The organism is Streptomyces sp. CA-179760 (genome assembly GCF_050937045.1).
In the GTDB taxonomy this organism is placed as follows: Bacteria; Actinomycetota; Actinomycetes; order Streptomycetales; family Streptomycetaceae; genus Streptomyces.
This window is the reverse complement of record NZ_JBNJLZ010000001.1, coordinates 3906387-3927288: the sequence shown is the minus strand read 5'-3', so window position 1 is coordinate 3927288 and position 20902 is coordinate 3906387. Positions and strand designations below refer to the sequence as shown.

Below are 20902 nucleotides of genomic sequence, written 5' to 3'. Positions count from 1 at the left end.
TTCGCAGCTGCACGCGCTCAGTTGCTCGAGACGGTGACCGCGTCGTCGTTCTTCAGCTGGTTCACCAGCGTCTTCACCTTGGCGGTGTCCCACTGGAGGTTGCCGTTCGCGGAGTTGCCCGAGATCGGCATGTTCATCGACTTGCCCTCGCCGCCGCTGACGCCCTTCATCGCCCAGAACATGGACGCCAGGTCGAACAGGCCCATGTCCTTGTCGACCACGAGGGAGTCCAGGCCCGCGCCCATGGTCGGGTACAGCTTGAACGGGTTGAGGACCGTGCTCGGCGTGGCGACCTGGTTGGCCAGGGCCGACAGGAACTTCTGCTGGTTCTTCGTACGGTCCAGGTCGGAGCCCTTGAGGGCGTAACGGGTGCGGACGAAGGCGAGCGCCTGCTCGCCGCTCAGCGTCTGCTTGCCCTTCTTGAAGTCCGCGCCGGACTTGGTGTCCTTGATGTCCTGCGGAATGTCCATCTCGACGCCGCCGACCGCGTCCACGATGCTCGCGAAGCCGCCGAAGCCGATCTCCACGTAGTGGTCGATGTGCAGGTCCGTGTTGGCCTCGACGGTACGGACCAGCAGCTCCGGGCCGTCCTCCGCGTACGCCGCGTTCAGCTTCGTCTGGCGGCCCGTGCCGGGGTAGACCTTCCCGGAGTCGGATCCCTTGAAGGACGGGATCGTGACGTTCGAGTCACGCGGCAGCGAGATCAGGGTCGGGGCACCGCTTCCGGTGTGCAGGATCATCATCGAGTCCGTGCGCTTGCCCTCGGCGGAACCGGTGCGGAGTCTCTTCTTCTCCTCGGCCGACATGCCCGCTCGGCTGTCGGAGCCGACGATCAGATAGTTCGTGCCCTCGCCCGCCTCCGGCCGCTCGATGACCTGCGACAGGTCGACGTCGCGGTTGAGCTTGGAGTCGGCCCAGAAGTACGTGGCGACGCTCGTCACCACCAGCACCGTCACCAGCGTGATGGTCGTCACCTTGATACGGCGGCGCCAGTTCGGGGCGGGACGCGGCTCGTACATGCCGTCGTCGCCCGGTCCGCCGGGGCCTCTGCCACCGGGTGAGCCGTAGACCTGGCCGGTGTTGTAGCCGCTGTCGTAGCCGTCGCCGGAACCGCCGTAGCCGCCGTCGACGTAGGACGGCTGCTGCGGTACTCCGCCGCCGTACGGCGGCGCCCCGCCGTAGCCGGCCTGCCCGGGCGACGGCGCCGGGCCACGGCGGACCTGCCGCATGGCGCGGGCGCTCTCGGGCTGTGCGCTCGAGCTTCCGCGTCCGTAGCGGTTGCCGCGGTTGTCGTCGGACCGCCCCTCGGGCCAAGTGTTCATGCGCCCCAGTGTGCAGGTCCCTGTAGTGCGCCATACAAGAGTCGTCGGAAAATCAGAGCACGGCTGTGGCGAAGCTGACACAAAACGTCCCCATACCGCCTCGGCATAGGGTAGGGGCCATGACAGACCAGGCCCCAGCTGCGGATTCCGGCAGTACGGATATCCCGGGCAAGCCGACTTCGGCGTCCCGCACCACCCTCAGCCACATCATGACCCACAACGACACGAACCTGCTGGGGACGGTGCACGGCGGGGTGATCATGAAGCTGGTCGACGACGCGGCGGGGGCCGTGGCCGGGCGGCACTCCGGCGGGCCCGCGGTCACCGCGTCGATGGACGAGATGGCGTTTCTGGAGCCCGTCAGCGTCGGTGACCTCGTTCACGTCAAGGCGCAGGTCAACTGGACCGGCCGGACGTCCATGGAGGTCGGCGTCCGGGTCCTGGCCGAACGCTGGAACGAGTCCGCCCCGCCCACCCAGGTCGGCTCCGCCTACCTCGTCTTCGCGGGGGTCGACGCCGACGGCAAGCCCCGCCGGGTGCCACCGGTTCTCCCGGAGACCGAACGCGACAAGCGCCGCTACCAGGAAGCCCAGATCCGCCGCACCCACCGCCTGGCCCGCCGCCGAGCGATCATGGAGCTGCGGGAGAAGCGGGCGGCGGAGGGGTTCGAGGACTGAGGGGCCCGGCCTCTCCTCCTCCTGCAAGAGCTTCTACGAGCACGCCACCTCGTCGCCCCGCACCACCACGCCGGACGCGCCCTGCCCCGCCTCCTCCGCCCGCACCTTGCGTACGCGTTCGAAGTCCGTGCCCGCGATGACCTTCAGGGTCGCGCCCATGCCCGGGACCGCTCGTAGTTCGCTGCCCGGCAGCGCTGCCGCGAGGGACTTGGCGGAGCGGTCCCAGCGGGGGTCGTAGACGACGACCGTCCGCTTCACGTCGGGGGTGGCGGCGTTCACCGGGGCCCGGGTCGTACGGAAGCCGGTCGCGACCAGCGCCGCGTCGACCCGGCGGCCGAGGCCGGGCGTGGGGGTGCCGTTCTCCACCTGGACGCTGATCTGCTGCGGGGCGACCGGGACGACCCGGGCCTCGCCGCGCGACCGCCGCACGGACAGGGGCTGGTCCGCGCGCAGGGCGTGGAAGAGCCGCTCCGCCTTCACGGGGTCCCACTTCAGCGTGGAACCGACGCCCTCAACGGCGTATCCCAGCTGCTGGATCGGGACGGTCGTGAACTCGGAGGAGGAGGGGGAGAAGTTCCGCATGGCCCGGCCCAGGGCCAGCATCTCGTCCGTGCCGAAGCCCTTGTCGGCCCGCACCGAGCCGAGCACCGCCCGGGTCACGTCCCGGAACTTCATCGGGTTCAGCAGGATCCCGGAGGACATGACCCGCTCCACGAGCGCCGCCATGAACCGCTGCTGCCGTTTCATACGGCCCAGATCGGACGCCCCGTCGACATGGCGTGCGCGCACATATTGCAGCGCCTGCCCGCCCTCGAGGGTGTGGCGCCCGGCCGGCAGGTTCAGTCCCGTGTAGGTGTCACTCAGGGGAGCGGCCGTACAGATCTGCACGCCCCCGACCACGTCCACCGTCTTCATGAAGCTCGTGAAATCGACCTCCAGATAGTGGTCGATCTTCACCCGGGTCATGTTCTCGACGGTCCGCACGGTCAGCGGCGCCCCGCCCTCGGCGTACGCCGCGTTCAGCTTGATCGGGTGGCCCTCGTGCCGTCTGCCCGTCGTACGGTCGACATGCGCCGGCGTCACGGCGTACGAGTCACGCGGCAGGCTCACCACGCTCGCCCGCTCCCGGTCCTCCGAGATGTGCACGATCATCATCGTGTCGGTGCAGTGGCAGGGCGCGCCGCCGAGCCGGTACTTCTGCCGCTCGTCCCGGCTGATCTTCTCGCGGCCGTCGGTGCCGACCAGCAGGACGTTCATGCCGTGGCCCGGCTCGGGCCGGTTCTTCATGTCCTTGAAGGCGTCGACCCGGGCGATGTCAGCGTCCAGGCTCGTGACCACCGCGTGCCCGATACCGGCGGACGCGAGGACCACCACGGACAGCGTGGTGAGCGCCCGCATGCCCCAACGCGGCTTCCGGCGCCGCACGGGCCCCCGCGGATGCCGGCGGGACGAGGGCGGCTGCGGGCGGCGCTGCGGGGCGGCAGTGGTCCGGGAGGACCGCGGCGGCGTGGGCAAGAGGACACCTCCGGACGACGGCCGTACGTGGGATCCGTGACACCGTAGGCCGATACGATCTGCAGCCCGCGGTACCGCCCCGGCGGCGCGCAACGGTGTCCCCCGTTCGCGGTAACGTGATGCCCCTATGAACGCCAATCCCGACGTGCGCCCCCCTGCCGTTTCCGTGATCATGCCTGTCCTCGACGAGGAACGGCATCTGCGGGGAGCAGTCCAAGCGATCCTCGCGCAGGAGTACGCCGGCGAGATGGAGGTCGTGATCGCCCTCGGCCCGTCCACGGACCGCACGGACGAGATCGCGGCCGAGCTCGTTGCGGAAGACGCGCGTGTCCACACCGTCCCGAATCCGACCGGCCGTACGCCCGCCGCGCTCAACGCCGCGATCAACGCCTCCCGCCACCCGATCGTCGTGCGCGTCGACGGGCACGGCATCCTCTCGCCGAACTACATCGCCACCGCCGTACGGCTCCTGGAGGAGACCGGCGCGCAGAACGTCGGCGGCATCATGCACGCCGAGGGCGAGAACGACTGGGAGCACGCCGTCGCCGCCGCGATGACCTCGAAGATAGGGGTCGGCAACGCCGCCTTCCACACGGGCGGCCAGGCGCAGCAGGCCGACACCGTCTACCTCGGTGTCTTCCGACGCGAGGCGCTGGAGCAGCAGGGCGGCTACAACGTGGAGTTCATCCGCGCCCAGGACTGGGAGCTGAACTTCCGCATCCGCGAGGCCGGCGGGCTGATCTGGTTCTCGCCCGAGCTGCGGGTGTCGTACCGGCCGCGGCCGAGCGTGAAGGCCCTCGCCAAGCAGTACAAGGACTACGGCCGCTGGCGGCATGTCGTCGCCCGCTACCACGAGGGCTCCATCAACCTGCGCTACCTCGCCCCGCCGACCGCCGTCTGCGCGATCGCGGCCGGGGTCGTGGTGGGCGCGCTGCTCACCCCGTGGGGTTTCGTGGTGCCCGGCGGCTATCTCGCGGCGATCCTCGCCGGCTCGGTCCCGGCGGGCAAGGGGCTGCCGCTGAAGGCACGGCTCCAGATCCCCGTGGCGCTGGCCACCATGCACATGTCGTGGGGCTGGGGCTTCCTGACCAGCCCGCGGGCGCTGGCCCGCAAGGTGATCGCGAGCCGTCGGCCCGCCGTCCGCGCGGACGCCCCGGCGAACTGATCGGCAGCGGATTCACGGGCCCCCTCCGGGCCGGGAAGGGGCCCGTCGCCGTTCAGTCCCAGGTGAACGCCGGGTTCACGTGCATACAGGCCTTGTCGTCGGCGCCGTTGAGCGCCTCGGCCGACTTCGGGGTCTTGTCGTTCTCCTCGGGCGCCTTGTAGGACGTGCCCTCCCGCCAGTCGGCGCCCACGACGAGGGTGATGCCGGAGACGTCGGTGGACCGCTTCACCGAACTCAGCGGGATGCCCAGGGCCTTGGCGAGACGCTGGGCGTCGCCCTCCAGATCGGCGCTCGGGTAGCGGACGACGGTCCGGTCCTCGCTCCACGATCCGGTGGTGTCGGCCATGGCCTGGGTGAAGCCCTCCTCTTTCAGCAGACCGGCCACCGTGCCGGTGCGTCCGCGGGCCGGGGCCAGGGTGTCGGTGCGGGTGCCGTTGCGGACCTGGACGGGGATCTCGTCGTCGGGCGCGGCCGGGTCGGTGGAGGTCTCCTCCGCGGCCGGCTTCCTCGCCTTGTCCTCGCCGTCCAGGGCGATGTCCTCCCGCACCAGCCGGAACAGCTGCTCGGCGTCCTCGGTGGGCTCGACGCGGGCGCCGACGTAGCGGTTGGGCATCGTCGTCATGGTGATGCGCTTCGGCTCCACCTTGCGCAGCTCGTCACTGAGGTCGTAGAGCTTCTTGACGGTGTCGAGGCCCGGGTCGACCGTCATGGCCCGGGTGGCCTCCTCGGCCAGTCTGCGGAGCTTGTTCGGGCTGCTCAGGGTCATGTTGTCGCGCAGTTGGCGGACCATCGCGTTCATGTACATGTGCTGGGCCTTGGCGCGGGCGAGGTCGCTGCCGTCCTCGAAGCCGTAGCGGGTGCGCAGCCACTGCAGGGCCTGCTCGCCCTGGATGTACGAGGTGCCCTTCTCCAGTTTCAGGCCCGAGCCCTTGCCGTCGGAGGTGCGGGAGTGGATGTTGGCGTCGACGCACACGGGGACGCCCCCGACGGCGTCGGCCATCGACACCACGCCCGCGAAGTCGACCATGATGAAGTGGTCGATGTGGATGCCGGTGAGCTCCTGCCAGGTGGCCACGGCGCAGCCCGGACCGCCGTGTCCGAGGCTCTGGTTGGTCATCGTCCGCCCCTGGGTCGCCTCGTAGACCTTCCCGTCGTCCGGGTCGGTGCACTTCGGGATCTTCACCAGGGTGTCGCGGGGCATGCTGATGACCGACATGTCGGTGCGGTCGGCGGACAGGTGCAGCAGCATCTGGACGTCCGCGAGGGGCGTGGCGCCGAACGTCTCGCGGGCACCGCCGAGTTTCTGGTTCTCCTTGCTGTCCCGCGCGTCGGAGCCGATGAGCAGGATGTTCAGCGGGGTCTGCCCGGCGGCGTTGGGCGTCGGAGCGGCGACCTTGCTGTCGCCGAGGTTGAGGGTGTCCTTCTTGATGTTGCCGTTCAGATGCCGGTAGTAGAGGTAGCCGGCCCCGGCCGTCCCGAGTATCAGCACGGCCAGCACGAGAGCGGACCACTTCAGCGCTCGCCGCCTGCGCGGAGCCCGGCCTCCAGGCGGTCGGCCGCTGCCCCCACCGTCGCCGCCGGCGGCATCGTCGCGGCCGGGTGCGTCCGGGTCCGTCGTCGGCGGTGTGCCGTCGGGGCCGGGCGTACTCGCGGTCCCGGCCGGCAGGCCCTCGGTATCGGGCGTACTCGTGTCTTCCGCCGACGTGCCGTCGTCGTCGGACGGCCGACTGCCCGGCGTCGGCTTCTCCTCGCCCGGGTCCGGTTCGTGGCGGACGCTCTGCCGCTTACCGTCCTCCCGCACACCGCTCTGCGTCACTTCCCCGGTCCTCTCCGCCCCCCGGCGCATGCAGCAGGCCCGCCCTGCCTCCTGTTAGACGCACGACGGGCCTGTCAGTTGCCCTCAACGGGTCAACTAGCGCACTTCACCTTGTCCGCGGTGGACTTCTCCACGTCCGCCTTCTCGACGGGGGCGTCGAGCTTCACGCCGGCGCCCTTGAAGTCCTTGCCGAGGGTCAGGGTCATCGCGGGCAGGCCCTGGGCGTTGTTCACGCTCTCACCGGGCTTCAGCGCCGACCCGGACAGCCCCATGATGTCGGCGAGGCGGCGGGCCTGGTCGGCCTGGTCGGGGGCGTACTCGAGGGTCGTCCTCGCCAGCTCGGCGGGCGCGTTGCCGGCGTTGTCCGACTTGGTCACGCCCTCCTCGACCTGGAGGTACTGGAGGGTCTTCTGCGCGCTGCCGGCGACGGCACCGCCGTTCATGATCCGCACCCGCACCTCGGAGGCCGCGGCCTTGGTGCCCTTCAGCCGGGCGGCCTGGGCGTCCTTCTCCTTCTTCTCCTGCTGCTTGACGTCGGTGAACGAGACGTCGTTCTCGATCATGTCGAACACCTGCGGGGCCTTGGAGTCGTCGAGGACGACCGTCGCCTTCACCGTCTCCGCCGGGTTGTCCACCACCGGCACCGTCGTGAAGCTGATGTTCTTCGTCGGCACCTTCTTCAGCTCCAGGGCGACGTCCTTGAGCGTGCTGACCCTGCCGATCGCCTGGTCCACCGTCAGCGCCTTCGTCGCGGCCTCGGCCAGGTTCAGCAGCTTCGAAGGGCTCGTGAGGGTGTCGCCGGAGGACATCTTGCGCATCAGCGAGCCCAGGAACTGCTGCTGCACCTTGATCCGGTCGAGGTCGCCGCTGTTGCCGAAGCTCTTGCGCGTACGGACGAAGGCGAGGGCCTGCTCGCCCTCGACCGTCGACTCGCCTGCGGGCAGGACGAGTTTGGACTCCTTGTCGTTGACCGGCTTCTCCACACACACGTCGACCCCGTCCACCGCCGTGGTCAGTGTCTTCACCGCGTTGAAGTCGGCCATCATGAAGTGGTCGACGGTGATGCCGGTGTTCTCCTTCACCGTGCGCATCGTGCAGCCGGGGTCCCGGTCACCCTCCCCGAGGCTCCGGTTGAAGCGGGCACCCCGGATCCCCGGCACGACCTTCTCCGAGCCGTCCTCCAGTTTCGTCGGGCAGTCGGGGATGTTCACGATCAGGTCGCGCGGGATGCTCAGCGCGGTCGCGTTGGAGCGGTCCTTGGCGACGTGCAGCAGGATCGTGGTGTCGGCGTGCCCGGAGCTGCCCTTGTCGCCGTAGCCCTCGTTGCCCTCACCGGTGCGCTTGTCCGTGCCGATGATGAGGACGCTGAACGCCTCGTCCTTGCTGAAGTTGCTGGCACCCGCGCTGCCGACGTCGGTCGTCGAGACGTTGCCCTCCAGGTGCTGGAGGTAGAAGTAGCCCGCCGCACTGACGCCGACCAGCACGAACGCCATCGTGCCGCCGGTCCACAGCAGCACCTTCTTCGCCTTGTTCGGCTTCTGCTGCACCGGTCGGCGCCCACCGCGGCGCCCCGGCGGCGGCTCCTCGGGAGCACCGCGCCGCCTGCGCTGCGGCGGCACGTCGGTGCGGGTCGCGCCCTCACGGGGAGCACCCCCACGGGGAGCGGCCGAACGTGCGGTGGCCGAACGTGCGGTGGCTGTCCGGGGCGCCGTCCGCGATTGCGCTGCGGATGGATTCAGTCGCAGTTCGTATTCGCCGGTGTTCGGATTGAGTACCCACTGGTCTGCGGGGTCCATCTGTTCCCCCCGCCCACGGCGTTGCGCGTCCACGGTTGTCCGATTCCTCCGTCGGGGCACGCGGCGCCTTCTCCCCCCGGAAGGCGCGCGGGTACTTGGTCATCACAGAAGCTCTGGATCGCTCACACTATCCGCCCAGTTGAACGCCGGTGTGCGCTGAATGACAAATTCAACGTCCCTACATTTGGGCAATCCAGCCCAATTCCATTCTGTGAATCTCTACCAGCGGTAGGGCGCGTACACGTTCATGCACTTACCGGCGTCCGAGCCGTTGAGCGCGTCCGCGTCACCGGGCAGGTCTCCGGCCTTCGGTGCCGGCCGCTTCGGATACGCCGTGCCCGTACGCCAGTCGGCGCCCACGACGACCGTGACGCCGGATACGTCGGCCGACCGCTGCAGCGAACCCGCCGGGATCCCCAGCGACTTGGCGACCCGCTGGGCGTCGCCCGCCAACTCGGCGCTCGGATAGCGCACGACGGTCCGCTCCTCGGCCAGCGCGACCGAGGTGTCAGCCGCGGCCTTCGTGAAGCCCTTCCCCACGAGCGTCTGTGTGACGGCCCCCGCGCGCCCGCTCACCGGCCCGAGGGCGCTGGAGCGCGTGGCGTTCTGCACCAGGACACCGATCTCGCCGTCCGCCGCGGCCGGATCCCGGGACGCCTTCTCGTCCTTCGCCGCCTTCTCCGCGCGCGACTTCCCGCCCTTGCCGTCGAACGGCACGTCGTCGCGGACCATCTCCCACACCCGGTCGGCGTCGGTGCCGGCCGGTATCAGGTGGTTGGCGTCCTCCGGGTCCGCGGCCGTGGGCAGTGTCGTCATGGTGATGCGGTCCGTCGGCACCGTCTTCAGCTGCGCCCCCAGGTCGTACAGCTTCTTCACGGTGCCGATCTCCTCGGACACGTGCAGCGACTCGGTGGCCGCCTCGGCGAGGTCCGTCAACCGGCCGGTGTCGGTGAAGACGTTCTGCGACTTGAGCGTGCGGATCATCGAGTTCATGTACATGTGCTGTGCCCTGGCCCGCAGCGGGTCGCTGCCCCAGGCATGGCGGGTGCGCAGCCACTGCAGGGCCTGCTCGCCCTGGACCTTCGTCCGCCCGGCCTCCAGCTTCAGACCGGAGCCGCCGGGCACGCGGGGCAGCGGGCGGTCCCACACGTTCTGCTCCACGCACACCTCGACCCCGCCGATGGCGTCCGCCATCTTCACCACGCCCGCGAAGTCGATCGTCATCCAGTGGTCGATGTAGACCCCGGTGAGGTTCTGCCAGGTCGCCAGCGTGCAGCCCGCTCCGCCCCGGGCCAACGAGGCGTTGATGATCGTGTTGACCGGCGGGTACGTCCGACCGGACTTCGGGTCGGTGCACTTGGGTATGTCGACCCGGGTGTCGCGCGGAATGCTCACCACGGAGGCGCTCTCGCGGTCCGCGGCCAGGTGGATGAGCATCTGCACATCGCCCCGCGGCGGAGTGCCGCGGTCGTTCCTGGCGCCGCCCAGCTTCACGTTCTCGTCGGAGTTACGGCTGTCGGAGCCGATCAGCAGGATGTTCAGTGGCGTCTGCCCGGCCGCGTTCGGAGCGGCCCGCCTCGCCTTGGAGTCACCGCTGCTGCGCTGGCCCTTCTCGATGTTGCCGTTCAGGTGCTCGTAGTAGAGGTAGCCGGCGCCGGCGGTCCCGAGGACCAGCACGGACAGGGTCGTCGCCGACCAGCGCAGGACCCGGCGTCCGCGGCGGGCCCGACGGCCTCTGCGACCGTTCCCGCCGCCCGGCCCGGTGGATCTGCCCGGGGCCGGCTCCCGCGGGACGGCCCCCTGTTTCGTCCCCTCCCCATGCACACCACTGCTCCGCGCCATCTGCTTCCCCCACCCCCGTGTCACCGAAAAGGCCTGCCGTACGCCCAGTGAGACGTACGACAGGCCCCTCAGGTCACTCGGCGCACTCCACCTTGTCCGCCGTGGACTTGTCGACGTCCGCCGGCGCCTTGGCCGGGGCGGTCTGGGAAGCGCCCGCGCCCTTGAAGTCCTTGCCGAGGGTCAGGGTCATCGCGGGCACGCCCTGGGCGTTCTCCACGCTCTCGCCCGGCTTCATCGCGGACCCGGGCAGGCCCATGATGTCGGCGAGGCGGCGGGCCTGGTCGGCCTGGTCGGGGGCGTACTCGAGGGTCGTCTTGGCAAGTTCGGCGGGCGCGTTGCCGGCGTTCTCCGACTTGGTCACACCCTCCTCGACCTGCAGCCAGCTGAGCGTCTCCTGGGCACTGCCGGCGACGGCACCGCCGTTCATGACGCGCACCCGCACCTCGGAGGCCGCGGACTTGGTGCCCTTCAGCCGGGCGGCCACCGCGGCGGCTTCCTTCTTCTTCTTTTCCTTGACCGCGGTGAACGAGACGTCGTTCTTGATCATGTCGAAGACCTGCGGGGCCGACGAATCGTTGAGGACGACCGTGGTCGGGACCTTCTCCGCGGGGTTGTCGATCACCGGGGTCGTGGCGAACGTCAGGTTCTTGGTGTTGAGCTTGCCCAGCTCCAGACCGAGGTCCTTCAGCTTGCCGATGCTGGACAGTTGCGAGTCGACGGTCAGCGCCTTCGTGCCCGCCTCGGCCAGATCGAGCATCTTCGAGGGGCTGGTGAGCGTGTCGTTGTCCTTCAGCTTGCGCATCAGCGCGCTCAGGAACTGCTGCTGGAGCCCGATCCGGCTCAGGTCACCGCCGAAGCCGACCGCGTGCCGGGTGCGCACGAAGGCCAGCGCCTGCTCGCCCTCGATCGTGTGGTTGCCCTTGGGCAGCTTGAGGTGCGAGTCCGGGTCGTCGATGTCCTTGCCCAGACAGACCTCGACCCCGCCGACCGCGCTGGTCAGCGTCTTGACCGCGTTGAAGTCGGCGACCATGAAGTTGTCCGGCTTGACCCCGGTCAGCTCCGTCACGGTCCGCATGGTGCAGCTGGGGGTACGGCCGTCCTGGCCGAGGCTGGTGTTGAAGCGGGTCTGCGGCGTGCCCGGGATGACCTTCTGCGACCCGTCCGCCTGCGTGGTCGGGCAGTCCGGGATGTCGACGATCAGGTCACGGGGGATGCTCAGCGCGGTCGCGTTCGAACGGTCCTTGGAGACATGCAGCAGGATCGTGGTGTCGGCGTGCCCGACACTGCCCGCGTCGCCGTACTTCTCGTTGCCCGCGCCGGTGCGCTTGTCGGTGCCGATCAGCACGATGTTGATGGCCTTGTCCTTCTCGAAGCCACCGGTGCTCGCGCCGTCGTCGGAGACCGACGCGATGTTGCTGTTCAGGTGCTCGATGTAGAAGTACGCGGCGCCCGCCCCGGCGACCAGCACGAACGCCATCACGCCGCCGGTCCACAGCAGGACCTTCTTGCCCTTCGCGGCCTTCTTGGCGGGCCGCCGCCCGCGCCGTCCCGGCAGCGGTTCCTCCGGAGCCGGAGCCGGAGCCCCGCGCCGCCTGCGCGGCGGTGGCACCGCACGGCCGGGTGCCTCGGACCGCCGGCGGCCGGGCGCCTCGGTACGGCCGAGCGGCTGCGTGGTGCCGAGTGCCGACGGGTCCGTATCGGAGGCCGGTGGTTTGCGGGGCCCGGGCACACCCGACTGCGGTGCGGAAGGGGGCAGTCGCATTTCGTATTCGCCGGTGTTCGGGTTGAGCACCCACTGGTCGGCGGGATCGATGTCGTCCGCCCGCCCACGGCCTTGCGCGTCCACGGTTGTCTGATTCCTCCGTCGGGGCACGCGGCGCCTACCCCTCCAAGGCGCTCGGTCTCGGTTCACACAGTGCGCGTTCTCAGGACCGTCCTCAGAGCCGGTCGCACCGGGATCGCTCACACTAACCGCCCAGTTCAGCGTCGAGCGACGACGGTGACGAAGTCCACGTCCCTACACCTGGGCAATTCGCCCATTTCCCTGGTGAAGAGGCCGTTACCTTGAGGTGGCCTTGGTGTCCGCTTTACTCGCAGGTGTCCTCGGCTGCCGTGTTTCCACGGAACGTGGGTGGAGGAGAAACGGTGACGGCGGATTTCGTGAACGGACCCGGATGCGGATCCCCGTACGACCCGTCACGCGAATCGGCAGGCCTCCGCGGGGCGGAACTCCCCGGTGTGTCCCCCTCGACCACCACCGGAGCGTCCGTCCGCAGCCGCTCGAACAGCCTGTCCGCCTCGGGCTCCACGAGTTGGTCGCGATTGGCGTCGTATGCGTACGACTCCCGGGGGACGGTCAGAAATTGCACTTGTTCCATGGGGATGTCACGCAGTCCGCGCACGAGTTCGTACAAACCGCGGAGGCTGGCGAGATCCGGGTCCGTTGTGAGAGAGGACGTGGCGGCGTCCAGCACGGGATACAGCTTCACCGGATTCAGCAGGACGTCATTGCTGCGCACCTTGTTGACGAGTGCGCCGAGGAATCGTTGCTGCCGTTCCATCCGCTCCGTGTCGCTGCCGTCGCCCAGGGACTTGCGGGCGCGGACGTAGCCGAGGGCCTGCTCGCCGTTGAGCTTCACGCGTCCTGCGGGCAGCCTCAGCTTGGCGGCCCGGTCGTCGACCGGCTCCCGCAGGCACACCTCGACACCGTCGACCGCGTCGACCATCTCCTTGAAGCCGTGGAAGTCGACGACGACGTGGTGATCGACGCGGACGTCGGTGAGCTTCTCCACGGTCCGGATGGTGCACGCGGAACCGCCCAGCTGGAAGGCCTGGTTGAACATCGCCAACCGTGGCGCGCTGCGGGACCCGTCCGGGCGCCGGCAGCCCGGCAGCTCCACCATGAGGTCCCGGGGCAGGGAGACGGCGGTGGCGCTGCGCCGTCCCGCGGACAGGTGCAGCAGGATCGTGGTGTCCGACCGCTCGGTCCCGGAGTCCCGGCCGTAGCGGGCGTTGTCGTCGCCCTCGCGCGAGTCCGAGCCGATCAGCAGGATGTTCCGCGCGTCCTTGACCAGCGAGGTGGGCCGCTCCTGGTCGTACCGCGCGAGCTCGGCGGCCGCGGCCTCGTCGGGCGTGATGTTCCCGCTGAGCTTCGCGTAGACGGCCCACCCCGCCCCGGCGGCCGCCACGACCAGGCCGGTGATCCCGAAGGCCGTGAACCGCACCCACCGCCGCCGGCGCCGCCGCGCCAGCCCCCGCCCACTGGCCGAGGCCCCCGCACCCGGCCCGAGCCTCGGCAAGGACCCACCACCGGTGTCGGCCACGACAGGGACCACCCCTCGACGTCGTACGAACGTGCGCGCGCACTGCTCCTACGACTGTGGCGTGGATGGCCGGTGGGGGAGGGGCCGGGATGGGCCGAACGGGGGGCCTGGCTGCGGGCAATCGTCTCTCTCAGTGCCTTGAGGGCCTGGGAGGTGCCCCCATGGGCGGCACGGGTGGGCGGTGGGGGTCCCCCCCCGCTCCGCCGGGCTGCGGACCCACCCGCCCTCAGCAGAACGCCCAGCACCAGAGAACGGCCTACTGGGCAAGCGCCGTAACCCGCTCACTCTCCACCCGCTTGTCCAGCACGTCGTCCCCCGCCAGCTCCAGATTCCGGCACAGCACCACGGACCCACCCGTGGCCAACGGCCCGTACAACCCCGCGTTCAACCCTTCCCACGTGTCGTACGGCAACCCCGACAGGATCCGCGACCCGGGCCCGGTCAGCCCCAGCTCCGTAGCCCCCGCCCGAGCCCGCTCCACAACCTCGGCCCCGCTGAACTCCCGCCCCGCCACGATCAGCGCCGGCTCCTCCGGATCCACGGGCGCGTACGGCACGAACCGGTCCCCCTGCCCCGGCACCTCCACCGCGTAGTCGGCGAACCCCTCGGGGGCCTGCGGGAAGCGCCCCCCGAGCGGCCGCAGCGCCATCGCGATCCGCGCCCCGGAACACGCCCGGGCAGCCTCCAGCCCGTCCGGCCCGCTCACCACGACATCGGCGGCCCGAGCGTCCCCGGACACGTCAGCGACCACCCCGACCGACGCGCAGGCGAGCAACCACACCGCCGTCTGCCAGTGCGCCGGCAGCAGCAGCGCGACCCGGTCCCCGGGCTCGACGGACAGCTCGTCCTGGAGCAGGTTCGCGGTCTTGGCCACCCAATTGGCGAAGGTGGCCACGGAGAGTTCGACGCGTTCGCCCGTGGCGTCGTCGTAGAAGGTCACCAGGGGGCGTCCCGGATCCGCGGCGAGCGCGGAACCCAGCAGGTCGGCGGGGGTGCGATCGGTGGCGTTCACCCGCGCAAGCGTACGCGGCACACAGGCCGCCGCCCAACGGCCCGGCCATCGCCCCGCCGTGCGTTCACCACCGGTTCGGCTCAATCCGGGCCGACAGTCCGTCAAATCCCAAATGGACAGATTTATAGGCTTATGTCCAAGATCAGGGGCATGCGTGGATTCCTTGCTTCCTCGATCGGTGTCACCTGTGCGGCCGCCCTGGCCCTTCCCCTCACTCCGCCCGCCCTCGCGGCGACGGCGAGACCGGTGCCGACCACCGAGGTCGCCACGGCCGCGAGACCCGCGCCCCACGCGGGGGCGCCGGACACGGCCGTGACCGCCCGGCGCGGAGCCGAACCGTCCGCCTCCGGCAGCACCCAGTCCCTCCCCTCGAACCCCTCACCCGCAACCGCGCCACCCCCTCCGCGTCCGCCTCGGCCGCCGCCGAACAGGGCCTGTCCCGCCGTGCCGTACGCCGCTTCTCCCTCGTCGGCGTCATCTGGGACGACCCCCATGCCGAACTGCACGGCCGCGTCCATGTCCGCACCCGCGCCGCCGGCACCGGCACCTGGTCGGGCTGGCAGGACGTGGAGACGCACAACGCCGACCACGCGGCCGACCTGGACACCCCCGAGAGCACCTCGGGCCGCGTACGCGGCGCCACGGCACCGCTGTGGGTGGGCGACTCCGACGGCGTGGAACTCCGGGTCCGTTCGGAACTCCAGGGCACCGGCGGCCGCAGCATCGCGGTCGCCGCGCCCTCGCTCCCCTCCGGCCTCCGTCTGGAACTCGTCGACCCCGGCGAGGGCGACGAGGCACTCCCCGGCGGTCCCGTGGACAGCCCCCGCACCGGCGGCCTGAACACCGAGGCCTCCGCCGCCACCGACGCCTCCGCCGCCAACGCGGACCTCGCCCCCCTCGGCGCCACCGAGATCACGGCACTGGGCCGCGCGGCGACCGAGCGCGAGTTCTACACCCTCCGGGCCGGCGGGGCGGCGGACCGCCAGCGGGCGAAGCCGTACGTCGGCCCCCGCCCGCGTATCGTCACGCGCCGCGGCTGGGGTGCGAACGAGGGGCTGCGGGAGCGGAAATTCGTCTACACGAAGAAGGTCAAGGCGGCCTTCGTGCACCACACGGCCAGCGGCAACAAGTACAACTGCTCGCAGTCCCCGTCACTCATCCGCAGTATCTACCGCTACCACGTCAAGAGCATGGGCTGGCGGGACGTCGGCTACAACTTCCTCATCGACAAGTGCGGAAAGATCTACGAGGGGCGCGCGGGTGGCGTGGCGAGGCCGGTCCTCGGCGCGCACACCCTTGGTTTCAACAGCAACAGCATGGGCATCGCCGTCATCGGATCGTACGGAGCCAAGAAGCCGTCGTCCGCCGCCGTCAAGGCCATCGCCCGGGTCACGGCGTGGAAGCTGGGCCTGTACCGGATGAACCCGCGGGGCAAGACCTACCTGAAGTCGGCCGGCAGCAATCTCCACCGCAAGGGCAAGAAGGTACGACTGAACGTGATCTCCGGTCACCGGGACGGCTTCAAGACGGCCTGCCCGGGACGGAAGCTCTACGGCAAGCTCGGCTCGGCCCGCTCCAAGGCGGCCCGCTACCAGGGCCGCTGAGAACAGGGGACGGAATGCCGAACGGCCAGCGAAGGCGCCACGGAACGGTCTGCATACACTGACCGGCCGAAAGACAGTTCGGCCGGTCCCGGCAGGAAGCAGAGACGACACGTGACTGAAGCGATCCTCCTGGTCGGTGGCAAGGGCACCCGGCTGCGCCCGCTCACGGTGCACACGCCCAAGCCCATGGTCCCGGCGGCCGGGGTGCCCTTCCTCACGCACCAGCTGGCGAGAGCGAGAGCGGCGGGCGTCGAGCACATCGTCCTGGCCACGTCCTACCTGGCCGAGGTCTTCGAGCCGTACTTCGGTGACGGGTCCGCGCTGGGCCTGCACCTGGAGTACGTGACGGAGGAGGAGCCCCTGGGCACGGGCGGCGCCATCCGCAACGTCGCCTCCCGGCTGAACTCCAGCCCCGACGACCCGGTCCTGATCTTCAACGGCGACATCCTGACCGGCCTGGACATCCGCGCCCTGGTGGACACCCACGAGTCGACGGGCGCGGACGTCTCCCTGCACCTCACCAAGGTCACCGACCCGCGTGCCTACGGTCTGGTCCCCACGGACGACACGGGCAGGGTCCTGGCGTTCCTGGAGAAGCCGCAGACCCCCGAGGAGATCGTCACCGACCAGATCAACGCGGGGGCGTACGTCTTCCGCCGCTCGGTCATCGACACGATCCCGCTGGGCCGGCCGGTGTCGGTGGAACGGGAGACCTTTCCCGACCTCCTCTCCGCCGGAGCCCACCTCCAGGGCATGGTCGACTCGACGTACTGGCTGGACCTCGGCACACCGGCGGCCTTCGTCCGGGGCTCGGCGGACCTGGTCCTCGGCCGGGCCCCGTCGCCCGCCGTCCCGGGCCGCTGCGGCGACCGCCTGGTACTGCCGACGGCGACGGTCGCGGCCGACGCCAAGCTGTCGGGCGGCACGGTGGTGGGGGAGGGCGCCTTCGTGGCCGAGGGCGCACGGGTCTTCGGCAGCACGATCATGCCCGGCGCCGTCATCGAACCCGGCGCGGTCATCACCGACTCCCTCATAGGCGCCCGGGCCCGAGTCGGCCGACGCACGGTCCTCACCGGCACGGTCATAGGCGACGGCGCGACCATCGGCCCCGACAACGAACTCCTGGAGGGCACCCGCATCTGGTGCGACACCAAAATCCCAGCGGGGGCGGTCCGCTTCTCCTCGGACCAGTGACGACAGACCACCGGTGCGGGCACGCGTGCCGCCCCAGCTGCGGGCACGCGTGCCGCCTCAGCTGCGGGCATGCGTGCCGCTAGGGGCGGCACGGGTGGGCGGTGGGGGTCCCCCCCCGCTCGAGCGAAGCCGAGAGTGGGGGAGGCACCCCGCTCCGCCGGGCTGCGCATCGCCCCGCCCTCAGCACCGACGCAGGGCACCCGAAAACGGGCAGCCCTCACAGCTCCCCGATATCCCACCGCGGCATCTTCGGCGCCCTACGCGCAGGCACCCTCCCACTGAGCAAAACCAACCGAGCCGCCCGATGCCGCTGCCCCGCATACGGCTCCAACAACTCCAGCATCACGGAGTCATCCGCATCCCGATCCCCACCCAACGCCCACCCCACGATCCGAGGCAGATGCAGATCCCCCGTAGTCACCTCATCCGCCGCCCCATGACTCCGCTGCACCGTCTCCGCCGACGTCCACGGCCCCACCCCGGCACAACCTCCAACCGGGCCCGAGCAGCCCCCGGCTCCATCCCGGCCGCCTCCTCCAACCGCCCGGCGACCCGAACCGCACGCAGAATCGTCGACGCCCGCTTGTTGTCGACGCCGGCCCGATGCCACTCCCACGACGGGATCAACGCCCATGTCCGAGGCCCCGGCATCACATGCATCGGCCCGGGCACGGGCCCCGGCGCCGGCTCCCCGAACTTCCGCACCAGCAACCGCCACGCCCGATACGCCTCATCGGTCGTGACCTTCTGCTCGAGAATCGACGGAATCAGCGACTCCAGCACCAGCCCGCTCCGCGTCAGCCGCAGTCCCGGTCGCCGATGCCAGGTCATGGCCACCAGTCGGTGCCGCGGGACGAACGCGGCCGGATCATCAGCGGCCCCGAGCAGCTCGGGCAACCCCTCCAGCAGCCACTCGGCCCCGGGCCCCCAGGCCTCCCCGCGCACTCCACCGCCGGACGCGCGCACCCGTAGGGTCCCGGGCCCGGCAGGAGTGAGCGCGGCCCTCCACACCGACCCGTCCGGCGTCGTCCGGAACGTCGGATCACCCGGCCCGCGCCGCAGCGGCCCGAGCACAAGACCGAGATCCAGTGGCCCGTCCGGCACATGGTCCCGCACCCGCCCCGGCCCCGCGGCCTGCCGAGGCACGCCCCCGCCCACGGCGACATGCCCGCCGCGCACCGTCGTACGGGTGGGCCGGGGAGAGAACCGTCCTGCCATGAACAAGACCCCTGAACGAAGTCGCTGTGATGAGCCGCTGTGATGAGCCGCCGGGATGACGAAAGGAGCAGCCCTACGAGCGTAGACGCCACCCCGCTCCGGTCACCGCACCTCGATGAACGCCCCCGCGTCCCGCTCCGGCCGAGGCCGCGGGTCCTCCGCCGGATGCCCGACCGCCACCGCGCCCATCGGATCCCAGTCCGCCGGCAGCCCCAGCACCTCGCGCACCACGTCCCGGCAGAACATCGTCGACGACACCCACGCCGATCCCAGCCGCTCCCCGGCCAGCGCGACCAGGAGGTTCTGCACACCGGCGCCCGCGGCGACCACGAACATCTCCCGCTCGGCGCCGTCCCGCCGCGGATCGCCGTAGCTGTGCGAGCCGTCCATGACCAGACAGGGGACGACGAGGTACGGCGCGTTCCGCAGGACGTCCCCGCGGCGCACCCGCTTGGCGATGGACTCCTCCGTCTTGCCGTCCCGCCGCAGATCGGCGATCCAGGCGTCACGCATGGCGTCGAGCAGTCGCGTCCGCGACTCCTCGGACTCCAGCAGCATGAACCGCCACGGCGTGGTGTGGTGCGGCGCGGGCGCCGTCACGGCAGCGGCCACCGCCCGCCGTACGGCGCCGGGGTCGACGGGCTCGTCGGTGAAGGCCCGGACCGTACGCCGCTGGGTCACCGCCAGCCGTACCGCCTCCGACGTGCCGAGCCGGAACATGTCGTCGCGCCCGTCGCGCACCATGGCCCGCGCCCCGTCTCCGTCGCCGTCCCCCGCGACCAGGTCCGGGAGCCCGCGGACGACGGCTACCGGCAGCCCGGCGGCCTTGCCCTTGACCAGGTCGCCCGCTGAGGCGAGTTCGTCGGCCGTGGCGACGACGGTGGCGCTGAGCGGATTGCCGTACGCGTCCGTGCCCCCGCGCAGATCGTCGAGCACGCGCACCCCGGCCGCGCCGATCGCGACATCCGTGAGCCCCGCGCGCCAGGGCCGCCCGAACGTGTCGGTGACGACGACACCGACCTCGACGCCGAGGATGTCCCGCAGTCCGTCACGGATCTCGCGGGCGGACGCGTCCGGGTCCTCGGGCAGCAACAGCACGGTCCCGGAGGGGGTGTTGGACGCGTCGACCCCGGCCGCGGCCATGACCAGGCCCTGCCGGTTCTCGACGATCCGGAGGGCACCGCGCCGGGCCACCACCCGTACCGTCTCCGCGTCGATGGCCGCCTCCCGGTCGGCCGCCCGGACTATGCGGCCCTCCGCCTTGGACACGATCTTCGACGTGACGAGCAGTACGTCCCCGTCGGCCAGACCGGGCTCGGCGGCCGCGATCAGCTTGGCCAGATCGTCCCCGGCCGCGACCTCGGGCAGCCCGGCCAGGGCCCAGACCCGGTACCCCTCCGCACCCTCGCCGCTCATACGCCCCGCACCTCCTCCGCCAGCGTCAGCGCCTCCCGGGCCATCCGCGCGGTCGTGTCGGTGTCGGTCATCATCAGCGGCACGGCCCGGCAGCGCACCCCGGCCGCCTCGACCTGCCCCACCGCGCCCGCGTCCACCGTGTCTACGAGCCAGCCGTCCAGCAGGCCCGAGCCGTAGTGCTCGGCCACCGCCGCCGCGGTCGACTCGACGCCCACGGCGGCCAGCACCTTGTCGGCCATGCCCCGCACGGGCGCGTCACCGACGATGGGGGACAGACCGATCACCGGCACCCCGGCGTCGGCGATCGCCTCCCGGATGCCGGGCACGGCGAGGATCGTGCCGATCGACACGACCGGGTTGGACGGCGGGAAGAGGATCACGTCCGCCTCGGCGATGGCCTCCAGGACCCCCGGAGCGGGCTTCGCCTGGTCGGCGCCCACCGGCACGATCGCCTCGGCCGGCACCGAGGCACGCAGCCGCACCCAGTACTCCTGGAAGTGGACCGCCTTGCGCTCCCCGTCGACCTCGACGGCGACATGGGTCTCGACGCGGTCGTCGGACATCGGGATCAGCCGCACGCCCGGCTTCCAGCGCTCGCACAGCGCCTCGGTCACCGCGCTCAGCGGGTACCCGGCGCCGAGCATCTGGGTCCGCACGATGTGCGTGGCGAAGTCCCGGTCGCCCAGGCCGAACCACTCGGGCCCGACGCCGTACGCCGCGAGCTCCTCCTTGAGATGGAAGGTCTCGTCGGTACGACCCCAGCCCTGCTCCTCGTTGATGCCGCCGCCGAGCGTGTACATCACCGTGTCGAGGTCCGGGCAGACCTTCAGCCCGAAGAGGTGGATGTCGTCTCCGGTGTTGCCGATGACCGTGATGTCCGCGTCCGGCGCGGCCCGCTTCAGACCACGCAGGAACCGGGCACCGCCGATGCCGCCTGCCAGAACCACAATGCGCATGGGAGCCAGTCTTGCAGGCCCCTACGACAACGGGTCGGCGGCTACG

13 protein-coding genes and 2 pseudogenes are annotated in these 20902 nt (G+C 70.8%); 4 read left to right on the top strand and 11 right to left on the bottom strand.

Annotated features, from left to right (window positions below):
* Positions 1-17: 17 nt before the first annotated feature.
* Complete coding sequence (locus ACQEV8_RS17400; protein ID WP_432961133.1) at positions 18-1322, bottom strand: LCP family protein; 1305 nt, start codon at positions 1320-1322, stop codon at positions 18-20.
* A 119-nt stretch (positions 1323-1441) separates the two neighbouring features.
* Between ACQEV8_RS17400 and ACQEV8_RS17395 the strand changes: the two genes are divergently transcribed.
* Positions 1442-1999 (top strand): acyl-CoA thioesterase, encoded by a 558-nt coding sequence (locus tag ACQEV8_RS17395; protein WP_432961131.1) that lies wholly within the window; start codon positions 1442-1444, stop codon positions 1997-1999.
* Between the two features lie 33 nt (positions 2000-2032).
* On the opposite strand, the gene ACQEV8_RS17390 is transcribed toward ACQEV8_RS17395, so the two are convergent.
* Positions 2033-3397 (bottom strand): LCP family protein, encoded by a 1365-nt coding sequence (locus ACQEV8_RS17390; RefSeq protein WP_432961129.1) that lies wholly within the window; start codon positions 3395-3397, stop codon positions 2033-2035.
* A 244-nt stretch (positions 3398-3641) separates the two neighbouring features.
* Between ACQEV8_RS17390 and ACQEV8_RS17385 the strand changes: the two genes are divergently transcribed.
* Positions 3642-4679, top strand: a complete 1038-nt coding sequence (locus ACQEV8_RS17385) for a glycosyltransferase family 2 protein (RefSeq protein ID WP_432961127.1) — start codon at positions 3642-3644, stop codon at positions 4677-4679.
* Between the two features lie 52 nt (positions 4680-4731).
* Here the strand turns inward: ACQEV8_RS17385 and ACQEV8_RS17380 are convergent, their stop codons facing one another.
* The 6 genes from ACQEV8_RS17380 to ACQEV8_RS17355 all read right to left on the bottom strand — a co-directional run bounded on the left by ACQEV8_RS17380 (position 4732) and on the right by ACQEV8_RS17355 (position 14468).
* Positions 4732-6495 carry an LCP family protein gene (locus ACQEV8_RS17380; RefSeq protein WP_432961125.1) on the bottom strand — a complete coding sequence of 588 codons (1764 nt, stop codon included), beginning with the start codon at positions 6493-6495 and terminating at the stop codon, positions 4732-4734.
* 92 nt (positions 6496-6587) lie between these two features.
* Positions 6588-8324 (bottom strand): LCP family protein, encoded by a 1737-nt coding sequence (locus ACQEV8_RS17375; protein ID WP_432961123.1) that lies wholly within the window; start codon positions 8322-8324, stop codon positions 6588-6590.
* A 186-nt stretch (positions 8325-8510) separates the two neighbouring features.
* Complete coding sequence (locus ACQEV8_RS17370; protein ID WP_432961121.1) at positions 8511-10133, bottom strand: LCP family protein; 1623 nt, start codon at positions 10131-10133, stop codon at positions 8511-8513.
* A gap of 73 nt (positions 10134-10206) precedes the next feature.
* Positions 10207-11979, bottom strand: a complete 1773-nt coding sequence (locus ACQEV8_RS17365) for an LCP family protein (protein WP_432961119.1) — start codon at positions 11977-11979, stop codon at positions 10207-10209.
* 241 nt (positions 11980-12220) lie between these two features.
* Positions 12221-13456: an LCP family protein gene (locus ACQEV8_RS17360; protein WP_432961117.1), complete on the bottom strand. Its 1236-nt coding sequence runs from the start codon at positions 13454-13456 to the stop codon at positions 12221-12223.
* Positions 13457-13712: 256 nt separating this feature from the next.
* Positions 13713-14468, bottom strand: a complete 756-nt coding sequence (locus ACQEV8_RS17355; protein WP_432961115.1) for a TIGR03089 family protein — start codon at positions 14466-14468, stop codon at positions 13713-13715.
* Between the two features lie 132 nt (positions 14469-14600).
* Here ACQEV8_RS17355 and ACQEV8_RS17350 point away from each other — a divergent pair.
* Positions 14601-16072 (top strand): annotated as a pseudogene (locus ACQEV8_RS17350) (peptidoglycan recognition protein family protein).
* 111 nt (positions 16073-16183) lie between these two features.
* Positions 16184-17266, top strand: coding sequence for a sugar phosphate nucleotidyltransferase (locus ACQEV8_RS17345; protein WP_432961113.1), 1083 nt, complete (start codon positions 16184-16186; stop codon positions 17264-17266).
* Positions 17267-17483: 217 nt separating this feature from the next.
* Here the strand turns inward: ACQEV8_RS17345 and ACQEV8_RS17340 are convergent.
* The 3 genes and pseudogenes from ACQEV8_RS17340 to cofD form a co-directional block, all read right to left on the bottom strand.
* Positions 17484-18484, bottom strand: a pseudogene (locus ACQEV8_RS17340) (DNA-3-methyladenine glycosylase family protein).
* A 102-nt stretch (positions 18485-18586) separates the two neighbouring features.
* Complete coding sequence (locus ACQEV8_RS17335; protein WP_432961111.1) at positions 18587-19900, bottom strand: coenzyme F420-0:L-glutamate ligase; 1314 nt, start codon at positions 19898-19900, stop codon at positions 18587-18589.
* A complete protein-coding gene (gene cofD, locus ACQEV8_RS17330) occupies positions 19897-20856 on the bottom strand; it encodes a 2-phospho-L-lactate transferase (protein WP_432961109.1) in 960 nt (319 codons plus the stop codon). The genes ACQEV8_RS17335 and cofD overlap by 4 nt, the downstream gene beginning before the upstream one ends.
* Positions 20857-20902: the final 46 nt, after the last annotated feature.